This window comes from Shewanella litorisediminis, from assembly GCF_016834455.1.
Taxonomy (GTDB): Bacteria; Pseudomonadota; Gammaproteobacteria; order Enterobacterales; family Shewanellaceae; genus Shewanella; species Shewanella litorisediminis.
Map to the genome: position 1 here is coordinate 2,410,871 of NZ_CP069213.1, position 16,296 is coordinate 2,427,166.

Below are 16,296 nucleotides of genomic sequence, written 5' to 3' on the forward strand. Positions count from 1 at the left end.
AGCAGCTGGCGGTGAAAAATTGGACAAGACAAACATCCGCTTTTACTATGTCCGGGTAACCCAAACAACCATAGACGACAACAGGTTATATCAATATGTCTAACATGACCAAAGAAGAGGTGATCTCGGCCTTGGAGGCTGCGCTGGAGAAAGCCGAAGGCCGCAAGGTAAGCATTGAGCAGAAAGGAAGCTGGTTCAAAATCGATGGCGGTAAATCCCTGCGCTTTGCCGAGCTCGAAGCCATGCTGGCTGAACACAGCGGCGGCAAGGCTAACACACCCAACGCGACCAAACCGGAGCCTGCTGCGAAAGCTGCACCGAAGGCAAAAGCCGAGCCCAAGGCTACAGCCAAACCTAAAACAGCGCCGAAAGCTGCAGCCACGCCCGCTGCCACCCCAGGCTCAGGCGGTCTGCTGCCCAAAGACCTTTGGAAACAGCAACTGCTGGCCAAGGGCAACACCCTGCCCCGCGGTGTAAAATAAGCATCTAACGCGAGAGCGCCCGGCATTTGGGCCAAGCGTATTGAGGTGCTGCAAAAAGCCCGGCCGGTCCGGGCTTTTGTCATTTACATCTTTGGCCGACAAACCGTCACATGGCCTTGTCGACCCGGACCATCCCCTGAAGATAAACCACGCGAACTTCGTCTCCGGCCTTCAATGGCATACCTGAGTCTTCATCCTGCAATATCATGATTTGCGTATCGTCCTCCTGCCTAATCATCAGCTCAATCAGGTGAAGCTCGCGATACTTATCGCCACCGGCCTGATTGGCAATAGCGCCTCCCAGCAGTGCACCGAGGACTGTGGCCACGTCCTGCCCTGAGCCTCCACCGAACTGATGTCCAATGACGCCGCCGAGCAGAGCCCCCCCAAAGGTACGCCAGCCTCGGTGCTGGTCCGCCACCAACTCCTGCTGCGTGAGCCGACGAACTGAAGTCAATTCACCATAGAGTACCTTTTCCACCGCCATTGCCTGATTACGTTCATAACCGCCTGTGGCCAAGCCTGAAAAACATGTGACCAAAAACACCAGACAACAGAGTGCAGGTTTCAACATAATCCAATTTCCGCTACTTTATTAAGATGAACCCTTTGATAGTACGCTTTTGTGAACGGCCTGTCTTTTATCGATGATGAGCAGATAAGATTTCCTTCTCCCGAGCTGGCATTGTCTGAGCCCAATGGCCTGCTGGCCATCGGTGGGTCCCTGCATCCCAAGCGCCTACTGGCAGCTTACTACGACGGTATTTTTCCCTGGTTCAATGCAGAGGACCCCATTTTGTGGTGGTCACCCGATCCCAGAGCTGTCTTTCTTCCCGGCGAGCTTAAAATCAGTCGCAGCCTCAAGAAAAGCCTAAGAAAGCACCCTTGGCGCGTTACCATCAATCATGCGTTTGCCGATGTAATGGCAGGCTGTGCCCAGCCCCGTAAAAAGCAGCGAGATACCTGGATAACTCAGGAAATTCAGCTGGCCTATCTCGAGATGCACAGCCAGGGTCATGCTCACTCGGTAGAAGTTTGGATGGAAGAGCGCCTGGTGGGTGGTCTATATGGCCTTGCTGTCGGAAAAGTATTTTGTGGCGAGTCCATGTTTCATCGTGAGACCGATGCCTCCAAGTTGGCAATGATGGCGCTGCACCGGCATTTGCTTCGACATGACTTTAAGCTGCTGGACGCGCAGATTATGAACCCGCACCTGGAAAGCCTGGGCGCCCGGGAAGTCAGCCGCACGGCGTTCCTTTCGCTGCTCAAGCGTTACCGGGATGAACCCGTGGCCAAAAGCTGCTGGCTGCCAACGGAGGTGCCGCTTGGAGAGTAGCACCCACGTCAGTGTTGGGATAAGCCAGCTGTTCCCATGCAGCTACCTTGAAGAGCAACAGGAACAGCTACTTATCATACAGGAGCCCTTTCTCGACCCCTTGCTGTTTGAGCGTTTGCTTCAGCTGGGTTTCAGGCGCAGCGGTGAGGCCATCTATAAGCCCCGTTGCCCCGCCTGCAGCGCTTGTATCGCCCTCAGGGTGCCTGCACGCACCTTTCAAGCCTCTAAACGGCAAAAGCGAACCCTCGCCAAAAACAAAGATCTCACGGTTCACTGGGTTAGCCAAAGCAGCGATGAGCACTACACTCTGTATGAGAAATACATCAACCTCAGGCACTTTGACGGCCCCATGTTTCCAGCCAGCCGGGAACAGTATGAGCATTTCGTGCTCTGCGATTGGGCACCGCCGGGATTTGTAGAGTTACGGCTGGAAGGACGCTTGCTCGCGGTTGCCGTTACCGACGTATTGCCAACCAGTCTGTCGGCCATTTACAGCTTTTTTGACCCTGATTTTGACGCCAGGTCCCTTGGCAGTCAGCTTATCCTGACTCAGATGACACTCGCTGCCGAAATGGATAAAGCCTTTGTTTATCTTGGTTATCAAATCGATGCCAACCGTAAGATGTGTTACAAACGACTCTACCGTCCCTATCAAATTCTCACCCAGAAGGGGTGGGAGTTTCACACCAACACCAACCCTTGATTATCTCGGGCTTAGCGCGCTTATATCCGAGCGCGCCCTTTACAGTCAGGGGAAATTGCGGCATGATACGCCCGTTTTTCATCTTTGAAGGCTAATGGGACAATTATTTAATGGCGAAAGAAGACAGCATTGAGATGCAGGGCACTATCCTGGAGACTCTGCCGAACACAATGTTTCGCGTAGAGCTCGAGAATGGTCACGTGGTTATCGCCCACATCTCCGGTAAAATGCGCAAAAACTACATCCGTATCCTGACCGGTGACAAAGTAACCGTTCAGTTGACTCCTTATGATCTGACCAAGGGTCGTATCGTCTTCCGCGCTCGCTGATTTGCCCTTCAAAGTAAAAACCCGGAAAGTCCGGGTTTTTTGTTGCTGTCACAGGCGAAGGCCACCTCAGGTGACCTTTTCCAGACGCTCGGCAGATATGACGATTTCCCCATCTTTGGCGTCCACGTGTGCCATTCCACCGTGCTCAAGTTCGCCAAAGAGGATTTCATCGGCCAGTGGCCTTTTAATCAAATCTTTGACGACCCGGGCCATCGGTCTTGCGCCCATGGCCTTGTCGTAACCCTTCTCAGCGAGCAAGGTTCTCGCCTCATCACTCACCATCAGAGTCACCCGCTTGGCATCAAGCTGGGCCTGCAGCTCGGTGAGGAACTTGTCCACCACCTTGGCAATAATGGTTAAATCCAGGTGATTGAACCAAATGATGGAGTCGAGACGATTACGAAACTCGGGTGAGAACACCCGATTGATTTCCGACATGGCGTCGTGGCTGTGATCCTGCTGCTTGAAGCCAATGGATTTACGCACTGTTTCCTGCACACCGGCGTTGGTGGTCATCACCAGAGTCACATGGCGAAAGTCCGCCTTACGGCCATTGTTATCGGTAAGGGTACCGTGGTCCATCACCTGCAGCAGCAGGTTATAAACATCGGGATGGGCCTTTTCGATTTCATCCAGCAGCACCACGCAATGGGGCTGTTTAATCACGGCATCGGTCAGCAAACCACCCTGATCGTAACCCACATAGCCAGGAGGGGCACCAATGAGACGAGATACTGTGTGCGCCTCCATGTACTCAGACATATCGAAGCGCACCAGCTTAAGCCCCAAACACTTGGCTAACTGATTGGTGACCTCCGTCTTACCCACACCGGTCGGCCCGGCAAACAGGAAACTGCCCACAGGCTTGTTTTCTGCGCCAAGGCCGCTGCGTGACAAACGGATAGCCGCACTTAAGCTCTCAATGGCTTTGTCCTGACCAAAAACCACCATCTTGAGGTTACGCTCAAGGTTCTTGAGCATATCCTTGTCGGACGTGGACACAGACTTTTCAGGAATGCGGGCAATTTTGGCGATAATGGCCTCAATTTCCGCCTGCCCTATGGTCTTGCGCCTCTTGCTGGCCGGCTGCATGGCCATGCGTGCGCCAGCCTCATCTATCACATCAATCGCCTTGTCAGGCAGATGGCGGTCATTGATGTGTTTGGCGCTGAGCTCGGCCGCGCAGGCAAGGGCTGCCTGGGTATAGCGCACGCCGTGGTGTTCTTCGTATTTACTCTTGAGCCCCATCAGAATCTTGGTGGTTTCCGCCACCGATGGCTCGTTGATGTCTATCTTCTGGAAGCGGCGCGCCAGCGCCCTGTCTTTCTCGAAAATGCTTTGATATTCCTGGAACGTGGTGGAGCCCATGCAGCGCAGTGTACCGCTTGAAAGCAATGGTTTGAGCAGATTGGAGGCGTCCATCACACCGCCGGATGCAGCGCCCGCACCTATGATGGTATGGATTTCATCGATAAAGAGAATGGCGTGCTTGTCTGCGGTGAGTTCCTTAAGCAGGTTCTTGAAGCGCTTTTCAAAATCGCCACGGTACTTGGTGCCCGCAAGCAGCGCACCCAAATCCAGTGAATACACAGTGGCATCACGCATCACTTCAGGCACATCGTCATTCACGATGCGATAAGCCAGACCCTCTGCAATGGCGGTTTTGCCGACACCGGCCTCACCCACCAGCAGTGGGTTGTTTTTACGGCGACGGCAAAGGATTTGGATAGAGCGCTCAATTTCGTTATCGCGGCCGATGAGCGGATCGATAATGCCCTGTGCCGCCATCAAATTCAGATTGGCTGCAAATTGCGACAGCATGCTGCGCTGCTCTTCGCCCTGCTCTGAGTGATCTTCGATGCGTTCCTGCTCGGATTCCTGCGGCGAATCTTCATTTTTGGAAAATCCATGGGAAATGTAATTGACCACATCGAGGCGGGTAATGTCGCTGCGACGCAACAAATATACGGCTTGGGATTCCTGCTCACTGAAAATGGCCACCAGCACATTGGCACCGGTGACTTCGTTGCGGCCAGAAGATTGGACGTGAAACACGGCCCGCTGCAACACCCGCTGAAACCCGAGTGTGGGCTGGGTTTCCCTGTCATCGTCTGGATCGGTAATGACTGGTGTGGTTTGAGAAATAAAAGTCGCAACTTCTTCCCTGAGTTTGTCGATGTTTGCCCCACAGGCAACCAATGCATCCTGAGCCGATGGATTGTCGATAAGCGCGAGCAATAAGTGCTCTACTGTCATGTATTCATGGCGGGCATCCCTTGCCTGCTGAAACGCCAGATTCAACGTCACTTCAAGATCTTTGTTCAGCATAAATACCCCCTAAAACTGCAACTAAAGCGCACGGAAAGACAAAATGCTTTAGGCCTTCTCCAAAGAACACAGTAATGGATGTTGGTTTTGCCTGGCAAACTGATTTACCTGGGCAACCTTGGTTTCGGCAATGCCGAAAGGAAACACGCCACATACCGCCTTTCCCTGATGATGAATTTGCAACATTATTTCTGTTGCCTGATGCTCATTCATCTTAAAGAACAGCTGAAGTACTTCTACCACAAAATCCATGGGGGTGTAATCGTCATTATTCAGGATCACCTTATACATGGACGGCGGCATCAGTTCAGTGTCAGCCCGCTCGACAACTCTTTCAATATTTCCTGCTTTTGCCATATAGCAATATTAGCCTCTCAAATACCGGGCACCAACTGGCCTGACCAATTGATACCACTTAATTAAGCAGATGTTGCCTCTTTGTTAATTTTAGCTTGACATCCGCTTTTAACGCTTTCATTCTGTTCAACGAAGCGGAGTTAGGAACCCGCTTATTTGGTTTTACTATCTTACTGGGAAGTAGACAACAGAAGGAAGTGGAAGTATGGCAAGCGGGACTGTTAAATGGTTCAACAACGCCAAAGGATTCGGGTTTATCTGCCCTGATGAAGGTGGTGAAGATGTATTTGCCCATTATTCAACTATCGAAATGGAAGGCTATCGAACTCTAAAAGCAGGCCAACCAGTCCAGTTCGAAGTTGAGCAAGGTCCAAAGGGGATGCACGCTTCAGCAATTACTCCTGCCCGATAATATAAATTCAGGCGGTTGTACCAAAAAGGCAGGGATAAGTCCCTGCCTTTTTCTTTGCAGTTTTTATATAAATAAACGTCCATAAAAAAGAGAGCCAAGGCTCTCTTTTTTTTGCTGATTAACCCGGTGGGGGATTAGTGGCTCATCAGCCCGTTCAGGGTCGCACTTGGACGCATTACTGCGCTTGCCTTGGCGAAATCAGGGCGATAGTAACCGCCGAGATCCACGCTGTGGCCCTGTACACCAATCAGCTCAGCCAGAATGGTCTCTTCGTTGGCAGCAAGCTTATCAGCCAGCTTACCAAAGTGAGCAGCAAGCTCAGCATCGGCAGTTTGGGCGGCCAGCGCCTGGGCCCAGTACATGGCCAGATAGAAGTGGCTGCCACGGTTGTCGATTTGACCGACACGGCGGGCTGGTGACTTGTTCTCATCCAGGAACTTACCGATAGCGGTATCCAGGGTATCGGCCAGCACCTGCGCCTTGGCAACACCGGCAGTCTGAGCCAGATGCTCGAACGATGCAGCCAGTGCCAGGAACTCACCCAGAGAATCCCAACGCAGGTAGTTTTCGCTCTGAACCTGCTCAACGTGCTTGGGCGCGCTGCCGCCGGCACCGGTTTCAAACAGGCCGCCGCCGTTCATCAGCGGCACGATTGACAGCATCTTGGCACTGGTACCGAGTTCAAGAATTGGGAACAGGTCTGTCAGGTAGTCACGCAGTACGTTACCGGTTACAGAGATGGTGTCTTTGCCATCTTTCATGCGTGCCAGTGAGAACTGGGTCGCTTCAACCGGAGACAGAATGTGCAGCTCAAGACCGGTGGTGTCGTGCTGCGGCAGGTAGGCTTCTACCTTCTTAATCAGCTCAGCATCGTGGGCACGGTTTTTATCCAGCCAGAACACGGCGGGAGTCTCAGACAGACGGGCGCGCTTAACGGCCAGTTTCACCCAATCCTGGATTGGGGCGTCTTTCACCTGACACATACGGAAGATATCACCGGCTTCTACGTTGTGGCTCATCAGCACAGTACCGGCCGCGTTAACCACGGTCACCACGCCGTCTTCGGCCATCTCAAAGGTCTTGTCATGGCTGCCGTACTCTTCGGCTTTTTGTGCCATCAGACCCACATTGGGGATGGTACCCATGGTGCGGGGATCAAAGGCGCCGTGCTCTTTACAGAAGTTGATGGTGGCATCGTACACGCCGGCGTAGCAGCGGTCCGGGATCATAAACTTGGTGTCTTTGAGCTGACCGTCAGGGCCCCACATCTGGCCTGAAGAGCGGATAGCGGCAGGCATAGAGGCATCGATGATGATGTCGCTTGGTACGTGCAGGTTGGTGATGCCCTTGTCAGAGTTCACCATGGCCATGGCAGGACGCTCGGCATACACGGCCTGGATATCGGCTTCGATGGCGGCGCGCTCGGCTTCTGGCAGCGACTGGATTTTGGCAACCACGTCACCAAAACCGTTGTTCACATCCACACCCAGACGCTCAAAGGTCTCGGCATGTTTGGCAAACAGTGGCTTGAAGAACACTTTAACGGCATGACCAAACATGATGGGGTCAGACACCTTCATCATGGTGGCTTTCAGGTGCAGCGACAGCAGCACATCTTCGGCCTTGGCGGCTTCGATTTCGCGCTCGAAGAAGGCAACCAGGGCGTTTTTGCTCATCACGGCTGAGTCGATGATTTCACCGGCTTGCAGCTTGAGGCCTGATTTCAGTAGGGTTTCAACACCGGCTTTGCTGGTGTGCACTATGCTGACTGTATCGGCATCGGCCAGGGTCACTGACTGCTCAGAGCCGTAGAAATCACCGGCTTCCATGTGAGATACGTGAGACTTGGAGTCGCTGGCCCACTTACCCATGGAGTGTGGGTTCTTGCGGGCATAGTTTTTCACAGACAGCGGCGCGCGGCGGTCAGAGTTACCTTCACGCAGCACAGGGTTTACCGCACTGCCTTTAATCTTGTCGTAACGTGCCTTGACAGACTTTTCTTCGTCAGTCTTTGGCTCTTCAGGGTAGTTGGGGATGTCATAACCCTGCTCCTGCAGCTCTTTAATACAGGCTTTCAGCTGTGGAATGGAGGCAGAGATGTTTGGCAGCTTGATGATGTTGGCTTCTGGCTTGGTGGCCAGCTCACCCAGTTCAGCCAGGTGATCGCCAATGCGCTGGGCATCGGTCAACTTCTCAGGGAAAGTAGCAATAACGCGACCGGACAGAGAGATATCGCGGGTTTCGATCTTCACGCCGGCAGGTTCGGCAAATGTCTGAAGGATAGGCAGCAGGGACAGGGTAGCGAGTGCTGGCGCCTCATCGGTTTCAGTGTAAATAATCGTTGGGGAATTATCTTTCATTTTGCTTCCTACGTGATTGTATAATTTAAAGATTTATAGTTTTTATTCGATAAGCACGGCGAGCAGCATAAGCACCTGACTTCACCGCGCGGTAACCTGTCGTCCTGGGGTTACCGCAAAGCTGGGATGCCGATATGGGCATGGATCACATTTTGATGGCCGACATCATAGTGCATTCGGCCCAATATTCAAATTCCACTTAGGGCGAACAGGGGTTACCCTATACCCAGGTAACTGTACAGTTAGATCTACAAAGGAAATTCACACGCCGTGTCGTCCCCTTCCCGCGCCAATAAACCCTCGGCCAAGCGCCCTGCCCGCAGCCCATCAAATCGGCAACCACAGGGCGAGAAAAAAGGCGTTGCAAACACCCGTAGCCAGCAGACAAACGCCAAAAACCGTAAAGCATTTAGTCCCAAAGGGCCCGGCAGCTCAAAGCGGCCGACTGAGAAAGCTGCAGAAAGGACAAGCGTCAGGCCTGGGCCGCGCAGACCGGGTGTCACCAAGGTGGTGCTCTTCAATAAGCCCTTCGATGTGTTGTGCCAGTTCACCGACGAAGCCGGCAGACAAACCCTGAAGGACTTTATTCCCTTGCCCGGCGTCTATGCCGCAGGCAGGCTTGATAGAGACAGTGAAGGCCTGTTGCTGCTCACCAATGATGGTCAGTTGCAATCCCGTCTTACCGAGCCAAAAAAGCAAACCTATAAAACCTATTGGGTGCAGGTCGAAGGCATTCCCGAAGAGTCGGCGCTGGATAAACTGCGTGAAGGCGTTGAGCTTAAAGACGGCCCCACTCTGCCTGCCAGAGTACGGCGCATCGATGCGCCTCACATTTGGCCGCGCAATCCGCCGGTGCGGGAGCGAAAAAGCATTCCCGACTGCTGGCTTGAAATTCAGATTTGCGAAGGCCGCAACCGCCAGGTAAGGCGCATGACCGCCCACATCGGCTTTCCCACACTCAGGCTAGTGCGCGCCGCCATCGGTGAGATAAGCCTTGGGCAACTCGGCAGCGGCGAGTACCGGGAGCTTAGCCGGGATGAGATAAGCAGCCTCATTACCGCCCTTGCCACGACACGCGACTTTTACAAGTAAGGGAGCCCGATGGAGCGCTACAAACCCAATGTCACCGTTGCCTGCATTGTGCACTGCGGTGGCAAGTTTTTGATGGTAGAGGAAATCATCGACGGCAAGTCGGTGTTTAACCAACCTGCCGGACACCTTGAGGCGGGCGAATCCCTGATTGACGCCTGTAAGCGAGAGCTGTGGGAAGAAACCGGCATCAAGGCCGAGCCCTCACGCCTTGTGGGTATCTATCAGTTCAGCGCCAGTGCCGAGCTTGCGTTTTTGCGCTTCACCTTTGTCTGTGAGCTCGATGAACTAATACAAAGTGAGCCACAGGATGGGGCTATCCATGCCCTGCACTGGCTTACCCCGGCCGAGATTAACGACAGCCGCCACCTTCGAAGCCAACTGGTCAGTCGCTGCATCGACGACTATCTGGCCGGCAAAGGCACAGAACTCTGCATCCTCGACAGCGAACTTCTTTCCATAGCCGCTAGTAGCAATCCGTGATAGAATACGCCCCCGAAAAAACGCCGCTGTTTCGATGCCGAACAGATAAACAACAGGTACTGATTCAAGCTTTGCTTAGCCATTGTTTTACCTAAGTTTTGACTGCGATTTCCCTCGTTTAATTTGCAGCAAATGCCATTGGCAGCGGTGATTGGTTACTCGAAAGGATCATTTTCAACGTATGACGTCAACTACAGCTTCTCCCGCTGAAATCGCTGCCAACAGCAGCAAAAAAGTCATTGTCGGCATGTCCGGCGGTGTGGACTCTTCTGTCTCTGCTTACCTGCTGAAACAACAGGGGTATCAGGTTGAAGGCCTGTTCATGAAAAACTGGGAAGAAGACGACACCGACGAATACTGCGCCGCCGCTGAGGATCTGAAAGACGCTCAGGCCGTGTGCGATAAGCTCGGCATTAAGCTGCACACAGTCAACTTTGCCGCCGAGTATTGGGATAACGTGTTTGAGTACTTCCTCGCCGAATACAAGGCAGGCCGTACCCCGAATCCCGACATCATGTGCAACAAGGAAATCAAATTCAAAGCCTTCCTTGAGTTTGCCGACGATATCCTCGATGCCGACTACATCGCCATGGGCCACTATGTGCGCCGCCGCGACACCGATGGCAAAACCGAAATGCTGCGCGGCATCGATGGCAATAAAGATCAGAGCTACTTTTTGTACACCTTGAGCCACGAGCAGGTTGCCCGCAGCCTGTTCCCCGTCGGCGAGCTTGAAAAGCCGGAAGTGCGCCGCATTGCCGAAGAGCAGGGCCTTATCACCCACGATAAGAAAGACTCCACCGGCATCTGCTTTATTGGTGAACGTAAGTTCAAAGACTTTCTCGCCACCTACCTGCCCGCCCAGCCCGGCAACATCGAAACCCCGGAAGGCGACGTCATTGGCCGCCATGAAGGCCTGATGTATCACACCCTTGGCCAGCGCAAAGGCCTTGGCATTGGCGGCATGAAGAATTCAAACGACGACCCCTGGTATGTGGTTGATAAAGACATGGCCCGTAACGTGTTGGTGGTGGCCCAGGGCCATGATCACCCGCGGCTGATGTCAAAGGGTATGTTGGTTAACCAGCTGCATTGGGTTGACCGTACTGGCCCTGCTGATGGCGCAAGCATCAGCGTAAAAACCCGCTATCGCCAGCAGGATATCCCCTGCACAGTGAAGATTATCGACGAGCAAACCATTGAAGTGCTGTTCGATGAGCCAGTTGCCGCCGTTACCCCCGGCCAATCGGCGGTGTTTTACGATGGCGAAGTCTGCCTTGGCGGCGGCATCATCGACACCCTGATTAAGGACTGAGCCATGAGCCAAATGCAAGCACGCACCATGGCCTTTGCCGGTATCTTGCAGGCGCTCGCCCAGGTGCAATACATCGCCCGCCATGGTGACAGCGACACAGATGCCATGGCCGCCAGCTTCAATACGATTCTGGTGACCAATCCCGAGCAGCCCGAAGACGTCTACGCCGACAAAGATCAGCTCAGAGTGGGCTACAAATGGATTTTGAATCAGCTCGGCGACGGCGAAAGCAAAGACGTGGAAATGACCCGCTATCTGGTGGGTCTTCTTGCACTGGAGCGCAAGCTGTCCCGCAGCAATGCTGCCCTTGGTATGCTCTCCGAGCGTATTAACCAAATTCATCGCCAGCTTAATCACTTTGCCATTACAGACGAGCAGGTGATTGCCAATCTGGCCAGTATTTACAGCGATATCATCAGTAACCTTGGCCCCAAGCTGCAAATTACCGGCAACCCCAATGTACTGCAGCGCCCCCTGGTTCAGCAAAAGATCCGTGCCCTGCTGCTGGCCGCCATGCGCAGTGCCGTGCTGTGGCGCCAGCTCGGTGGCAAACGCCGCCATCTGGTATTTGCCCGCAAGGCCATTGTTGATACCGCCAAGAAAAATCTGACCCTATAAACATTTACCCTATAAACAATTAGAGCCATTCCATTAAGGAGCTTATCAATGGAACTTTCCGCACTGACAGCTATCTCCCCGGTCGACGGCCGCTATGGCAGCAAAGCCGCCGAACTGCGTGGGATCTTCAGCGAGTTCGGTCTCACCAAGTATCGTGTTCAGGTTGAAATCAACTGGCTCAAGCTGTTGTCCAGCTGTCCTGAAATCGAAGAAGTTCCGCCATTCAGTGAAGAGGCTCTGGCCGTGCTCGATGGCATCAAAGACAACTTCAGCGAAGCCGGAGCCCTGCGCGTTAAAGCCATTGAAGCCACCACCAACCACGACGTTAAAGCCGTGGAATACTTCATCAAAGAGCAGTTCGGTAACAACAGTGAACTGAAAGCCGTCGATGAATTTGTTCACTTTGCCTGTACCTCAGAAGACATCAACAACCTGTCCCACGGCCTGATGCTCAAAGAAGCCCGTGAACTGGTGCTGGTGCCTTATTGCCAGAAGATAATCGATGCCATCAAGGCTCTGGCCAAGACTTACAAGAGCGTGCCTATGATGTCACGCACCCACGGTCAGCCGGCTTCTCCTACGACTCTGGGTAAGGAAATGGCCAACGTGGTTGTGCGTCTTGAGCGACAGCTTGCCCACATCAAAGCGGTGGAAATCCTGGGTAAGATCAACGGCGCAGTAGGTAACTACAACGCCCACCTGTCTGCCTACCCAGAAGTGAACTGGCATGCCCTGTCTCAGCGCTTTGTGACCAGCCTGGGCCTGAACTGGAACCCCTACACCACCCAAATCGAGCCGCACGATTACATCGCCGAGCTGTTTGATGCCGTGGCCCGCTTCAACACCATCGTGATTGACTTCGACCGTGACATCTGGGGTTACATCGCCCTGGGTCACTTCAAGCAGAAGACCATCGCCGGTGAAATCGGTTCGTCCACCATGCCGCACAAGGTTAACCCTATCGACTTCGAAAACTCCGAAGGCAACCTGGGTATCGCCAACGCGCTGATGCAGCACCTGGCCTCCAAACTGCCGGTATCCCGCTGGCAGCGCGACCTGACCGACTCAACCGTACTGCGCACTCTGGGCGTGGGTATTGCCCACAGCATCATCGCCTATCAGGCAACCCTGAAAGGGATCAGCAAGCTGGAAGTGAACGAAGCGAGTCTGGCCGCTGAGCTTGACAGCAACTGGGAAGTTCTGGCTGAGCCGGTGCAGACCGTAATGCGCCGCTACGGCATCGAAAAGCCATACGAGAAGCTCAAAGAGCTGACCCGTGGCAAGCGTATCGATGGCCCACAGCTGGCCGCCTTTATCGATGGCCTCGAACTGCCGGAGCCTGTAAAGGCTGAGCTCAAGCTGATGACCCCGGCAAGCTACATTGGCCGCGCCGAAGCCTTCGTGGACGACTTGAATTAATCCACTTTAATGGAGAGGCGGCAAGGGAAACCAAGCCGCCTTTTTTAACACTATGTATAAGCTCAATTTCGATATTCAGGCGTTCCTCGCCAATGACTGGCAACAGGCCCCGAAAGTATTCAAAGGCGCCTTCCCTGACTTTGAAGACCCCATCGCCGCCGACGAACTCGCAGGCCTTGCCTGTGAAGAGGAAGTATCGAGCCGGGTGGTGGTCACCAAGGGTAACGACTGGGAAGTGATTTCCGGCCCCTTCGAAGATTACGACCGGTTTGGTGAAACCCATTGGCAGCTGCTGGTGCAGGCCGTCAACCACTGGTACCCGGATGCGCAGCCTCTGGTGGAAGCCTTTCGCTTTTTGCCGGACTGGCGCTTTGATGACCTGATGGTGTCTTTTGCCACCCCTCAGGGCGGCGTGGGACCTCACATCGACAACTACGATGTGTTCATCATTCAGGGCGAAGGCCAGCGCCGCTGGACAGTTGGCCCCAAGGGCAACTATAAGCGCCGGGGCGGCGTAACGACATCCCCCCTGATTGAAGACTTTGAGCCCATTATCGATGTGGTGCTGGAGAAAGGCGATGTGCTTTATATCCCGCCCGGCTTCCCCCATCAGGGCGAGACCCTGAGCCTGGCACTCTCTTATTCCATGGGTTATCGCGCTCCCAGCCAGCAGGAGCTTGCCGGACAAATTGCCGATCAGTTGATGGATGAAGACAAGGGGCACAAGCGCTTTATCGCCGTGGATGGCGCCGCGAGCCACGGCACTGTGAGCCTGTCCGAGCAGCAAGGCATTATGCAGCTTATCCGCGACCTGTGTGATGACGCAGATAACGTCGTTAAGGTGCTCGGTAAACTCTTAAGCCAGAACCGCTTCGACCTGGATGTCCAGGAAGATGAAAGCATCGATGCCGACGCCCTGGTTGAGGCCCTGGACGATGGGGCTGTACTGATGCGAATTGGTGGCCTTAAGGTGCTCAAAATGGAAGGCGACAGCCAAGCACGGCTCTTTGTGGCGGGCGAGAGTGTGCTAATTGAAGGCGCCTCTGAAGAGGAACTCATCGAGGTATCCAACTCGGTCTCTGTTAACGCTGAGCTGGCGCTGCAGCCCCATTGGCGTGGCTTCTTCGTTCAGATGCTGCAAAAAGGCTATTTCTATCTCGGCGAAGACTGACTTCAGGAAGAAACCTTGTCGAGTCTGCCAGCAGTTCTGCGAAGGCTCAGCCAAATAATCAAAAAGGCACCTTAAGGTGCCTTTTCTGTTTCTGAGGTTGCAGTCAATCAAATTTGCACTGACTGGCACTTATCAGACTTAGCCCCAAAGCTTTTCGTCCTGCTGGATTTGATACAGGCTTTGTGCGCGGGAAATCAGCATATTGGCAAACTTGACCTGGGTGGGATCTTGTACCGCGCCGGACTGAATCAGATTCTCTGCTTTTAATTGCCACATCATGGAGAAATGTTTCAGCGCATCACGGGCGGTTTGCGCCACTTTCACATCAACATAATCGGTGGGTAAATCGCCGGACATGACCCAATAAGTTTGCTTTGCGGGCTTTTGCGCTTCCATTTTCCACACCGCAACGTAAGGCGCCAGATAGCGACTCTCGTCTACCAACACCTTGCCAGGCAAAATGCCCTTTTCGGCGAGAAAACGGTTAGCCTTTTGAAACTGGGTACGCACCCATTCCTGACGCAGCGCTTCGGGATCCTGTGCCGCGGTCTCAACCTGGGGTTCTTGGTTTTTCTCAGTCATACTTCTTTCCTATCTTATTGTTATACCGCACAATCTAACGCTGAGAATGAGCGTATCAATCCGCACTGGATGCAGGGAGACTGCCATAACTTTACGTTGACGTAAAGTGGAAAGCAAAATTGCCACAGAGATCACAAATAATCCACTGGCGGGCTTTGTTGAGAGTATCCCTAAATGCTATGGTTCGGCAATAAATATAACGACCGCAGGTAGCCGCCTGCGGCTTTTTATTAGCAATGCGGAGATCTGCAACGTGGCTGTATTCAATCATGTATCTTATGACGAACATGAACAGGTTGTTTTCTGTCATGACAAAGAGAGTGGCCTGAAGGCAATTATTGCCGTGCACAATACCAATCTGGGTCCGGCGGTGGGTGGTTGCCGCATGTGGAACTACCAGTCTGATGAAGAAGCGCTGAACGACGTGCTTCGCCTCTCCCGCGGCATGACCTACAAAAATGCCCTTGCCGGCCTGACCATGGGTGGTGGCAAGTCAGTGATCATTGCCGATCCCAAAACGCAGGACAGAGAAAAGCTGTTCCGTGCCTTTGGCCGCTTTATCAATACCCTGGGTGGCAAGTACTACTCCGCTGAAGACGTGGGCACTACCACGGCTGACATCATGATTGCCCACCAGGAAACCCCATACATGGCCGGTCTGGAAGGCAAGAGTGGCGACCCATCTCCTTTCACTGCCCTGGGCACTTTCCTCGGGATCAAAGCTGCCGTTAAGCATCAGCGTGGTCTGGATACCCTCAAGGGTTTGAAAATTGCCGTTCAGGGTGTGGGCCACGTTGGCTACTACCTGTGTAAGCACCTGCACGAAGAAGGCGCTGAGCTTATCGTGACCGATATTCATCAGGCGTCTCTGGACAAGGTTGCCACCGAGTTTGGTGCAGCTGTTGTTGCTCCGCAGGACATCTACTCTCAGGACGTTGACATCTACGCCCCCTGTGCGCTCGGTGCTACCATCAACGACGCCACCCTGCCGCTGCTGAAAGCCAAAATTGTGGCAGGATGTGCCAACAACCAGCTGGCCGAGCCACGTCACGGCCAGATGCTGAAAGACATGGGTATCCTCTACGCCCCTGACTATGTGATTAATGCCGGTGGTATCATCAACGTGTCGTTCGAAAACGAGTACGATGCGGCCAAGTCCACTGCCAAGGTTGAAAAGATTTACGACACCCTGCTGACCATCTTTGCAGCTGCGGATGAGCAAAACCGCACCACGGGTGCCGTTGCCGACGAAATGGCCCGCGCCATTATCGACGCCGCCCGTTAATCATGCCGCAAGGTTAAAAACACTGGG

17 protein-coding genes are annotated in these 16,296 nt (G+C 53.6%); 12 read left to right on the plus strand and 5 right to left on the minus strand.

The features are described from left to right. Positions 1-95 precede the first annotated feature (95 nt). Positions 96-482: a hypothetical protein gene (locus JQC75_RS10485; RefSeq protein ID WP_203324066.1), complete on the plus strand. Its 387-nt coding sequence runs from the start codon at positions 96-98 to the stop codon at positions 480-482. Positions 483-588: 106 nt separating this feature from the next. Here the strand turns inward: JQC75_RS10485 and JQC75_RS10490 are convergent, their stop codons facing one another. After that, positions 589-1,056, minus strand: coding sequence for an outer membrane lipoprotein (locus JQC75_RS10490; RefSeq protein WP_203324067.1), 468 nt, complete (start codon positions 1,054-1,056; stop codon positions 589-591). Between the two features lie 51 nt (positions 1,057-1,107). Between JQC75_RS10490 and aat the strand changes: the two genes are divergently transcribed. The 3 genes from aat to infA all read left to right on the plus strand — a co-directional run bounded on the left by aat (position 1,108) and on the right by infA (position 2,850). Continuing rightward, positions 1,108-1,818, plus strand: coding sequence for a leucyl/phenylalanyl-tRNA--protein transferase (gene aat, locus JQC75_RS10495; RefSeq protein ID WP_203324068.1), 711 nt, complete (start codon positions 1,108-1,110; stop codon positions 1,816-1,818). Further along, a complete protein-coding gene (locus JQC75_RS10500) occupies positions 1,808-2,521 on the plus strand; it encodes an arginyltransferase (RefSeq protein ID WP_203324069.1) in 714 nt (237 codons plus the stop codon). The genes aat and JQC75_RS10500 overlap by 11 nt, the downstream gene beginning before the upstream one ends. Before the next feature lie 110 nt (positions 2,522-2,631). After that, positions 2,632-2,850 carry a translation initiation factor IF-1 gene (gene infA / locus JQC75_RS10505; RefSeq protein WP_011760168.1) on the plus strand — a complete coding sequence of 73 codons (219 nt, stop codon included), beginning with the start codon at positions 2,632-2,634 and terminating at the stop codon, positions 2,848-2,850. A 66-nt stretch (positions 2,851-2,916) separates the two neighbouring features. Here infA and clpA read toward each other — a convergent pair whose 3' ends face one another. Continuing rightward, positions 2,917-5,178 (minus strand): ATP-dependent Clp protease ATP-binding subunit ClpA, encoded by a 2,262-nt coding sequence (clpA, locus tag JQC75_RS10510; RefSeq protein WP_203324070.1) that lies wholly within the window; start codon positions 5,176-5,178, stop codon positions 2,917-2,919. A 48-nt stretch (positions 5,179-5,226) separates the two neighbouring features. Continuing rightward, entirely contained in the window at positions 5,227-5,535 is a 309-nt protein-coding gene (gene clpS, locus JQC75_RS10515; protein ID WP_011760170.1) for an ATP-dependent Clp protease adapter ClpS, read from the minus strand. A 205-nt stretch (positions 5,536-5,740) separates the two neighbouring features. Between clpS and cspD the strand changes: the two genes are divergently transcribed. Then, complete coding sequence (gene cspD, locus JQC75_RS10520; RefSeq protein ID WP_011760171.1) at positions 5,741-5,947, plus strand: cold shock domain-containing protein CspD; 207 nt, start codon at positions 5,741-5,743, stop codon at positions 5,945-5,947. Positions 5,948-6,081: 134 nt separating this feature from the next. Here the strand turns inward: cspD and JQC75_RS10525 are convergent, their stop codons facing one another. Then, positions 6,082-8,307, minus strand: a complete 2,226-nt coding sequence (locus tag JQC75_RS10525; RefSeq protein WP_203324071.1) for an NADP-dependent isocitrate dehydrogenase — start codon at positions 8,305-8,307, stop codon at positions 6,082-6,084. A gap of 270 nt (positions 8,308-8,577) precedes the next feature. Here JQC75_RS10525 and JQC75_RS10530 point away from each other — a divergent pair, with 270 nt between their 5' ends. The 6 genes from JQC75_RS10530 to JQC75_RS10555 all read left to right on the plus strand — a co-directional run bounded on the left by JQC75_RS10530 (position 8,578) and on the right by JQC75_RS10555 (position 14,402). Then, the gene (locus tag JQC75_RS10530) at positions 8,578-9,399 is read left to right on the plus strand and encodes an rRNA large subunit pseudouridine synthase E (protein WP_380798180.1); all 822 of its coding nucleotides are present in this window, start codon (positions 8,578-8,580) and stop codon (positions 9,397-9,399) included. Positions 9,400-9,408: 9 nt separating this feature from the next. Further along, positions 9,409-9,879 (plus strand): NUDIX hydrolase, encoded by a 471-nt coding sequence (locus JQC75_RS10535; protein WP_203324072.1) that lies wholly within the window; start codon positions 9,409-9,411, stop codon positions 9,877-9,879. A 181-nt stretch (positions 9,880-10,060) separates the two neighbouring features. Then, positions 10,061-11,194, plus strand: a complete 1,134-nt coding sequence (gene mnmA / locus JQC75_RS10540; RefSeq protein ID WP_203324073.1) for a tRNA 2-thiouridine(34) synthase MnmA — start codon at positions 10,061-10,063, stop codon at positions 11,192-11,194. A 3-nt stretch (positions 11,195-11,197) separates the two neighbouring features. Then, a complete protein-coding gene (hflD, locus tag JQC75_RS10545; RefSeq protein WP_203324074.1) occupies positions 11,198-11,812 on the plus strand; it encodes a high frequency lysogenization protein HflD in 615 nt (204 codons plus the stop codon). 48 nt (positions 11,813-11,860) lie between these two features. Then, positions 11,861-13,231, plus strand: coding sequence for an adenylosuccinate lyase (gene purB / locus JQC75_RS10550; RefSeq protein ID WP_203324075.1), 1,371 nt, complete (start codon positions 11,861-11,863; stop codon positions 13,229-13,231). Between the two features lie 52 nt (positions 13,232-13,283). Continuing rightward, entirely contained in the window at positions 13,284-14,402 is a 1,119-nt protein-coding gene (locus JQC75_RS10555) for a ribosomal protein uL16 3-hydroxylase (protein WP_203324076.1), read from the plus strand. Between the two features lie 138 nt (positions 14,403-14,540). On the opposite strand, the gene JQC75_RS10560 is transcribed toward JQC75_RS10555, so the two are convergent. Further along, positions 14,541-14,984: a DUF4826 family protein gene (locus JQC75_RS10560; protein ID WP_203324077.1), complete on the minus strand. Its 444-nt coding sequence runs from the start codon at positions 14,982-14,984 to the stop codon at positions 14,541-14,543. 253 nt (positions 14,985-15,237) lie between these two features. Between JQC75_RS10560 and JQC75_RS10565 the strand changes: the two genes are divergently transcribed. Beyond that, complete coding sequence (locus JQC75_RS10565) at positions 15,238-16,269, plus strand: Glu/Leu/Phe/Val dehydrogenase (protein WP_203324078.1); 1,032 nt, start codon at positions 15,238-15,240, stop codon at positions 16,267-16,269. Positions 16,270-16,296 lie beyond the last annotated feature (27 nt).

Bases quoted from the DNA above. Each gene is read 5' to 3' on its own strand.
- JQC75_RS10485 (WP_203324066.1), top strand. From the start codon at position 96: ATGTCTAACATGACCAAAGAAGAGGTGATCTCGGCCTTGGAGGCTGCG.
- JQC75_RS10490 (WP_203324067.1), bottom strand. From the start codon at position 1,056: ATGTTGAAACCTGCACTCTGTTGTCTGGTGTTTTTGGTCACATGTTTT.
- infA (WP_011760168.1), top strand. From the start codon at position 2,632: ATGGCGAAAGAAGACAGCATTGAGATGCAGGGCACTATCCTGGAGACT.
- clpA (WP_203324070.1), bottom strand. From the start codon at position 5,178: ATGCTGAACAAAGATCTTGAAGTGACGTTGAATCTGGCGTTTCAGCAG.
- clpS (WP_011760170.1), bottom strand. From the start codon at position 5,535: ATGGCAAAAGCAGGAAATATTGAAAGAGTTGTCGAGCGGGCTGACACT.
- cspD (WP_011760171.1), top strand. From the start codon at position 5,741: ATGGCAAGCGGGACTGTTAAATGGTTCAACAACGCCAAAGGATTCGGG.
- JQC75_RS10525 (WP_203324071.1), bottom strand. From the start codon at position 8,307: ATGAAAGATAATTCCCCAACGATTATTTACACTGAAACCGATGAGGCG.
- JQC75_RS10535 (WP_203324072.1), top strand. From the start codon at position 9,409: ATGGAGCGCTACAAACCCAATGTCACCGTTGCCTGCATTGTGCACTGC.
- mnmA (WP_203324073.1), top strand. From the start codon at position 10,061: ATGACGTCAACTACAGCTTCTCCCGCTGAAATCGCTGCCAACAGCAGC.
- hflD (WP_203324074.1), top strand. From the start codon at position 11,198: ATGAGCCAAATGCAAGCACGCACCATGGCCTTTGCCGGTATCTTGCAG.
- purB (WP_203324075.1), top strand. From the start codon at position 11,861: ATGGAACTTTCCGCACTGACAGCTATCTCCCCGGTCGACGGCCGCTAT.
- JQC75_RS10555 (WP_203324076.1), top strand. From the start codon at position 13,284: ATGTATAAGCTCAATTTCGATATTCAGGCGTTCCTCGCCAATGACTGG.
- JQC75_RS10560 (WP_203324077.1), bottom strand. From the start codon at position 14,984: ATGACTGAGAAAAACCAAGAACCCCAGGTTGAGACCGCGGCACAGGAT.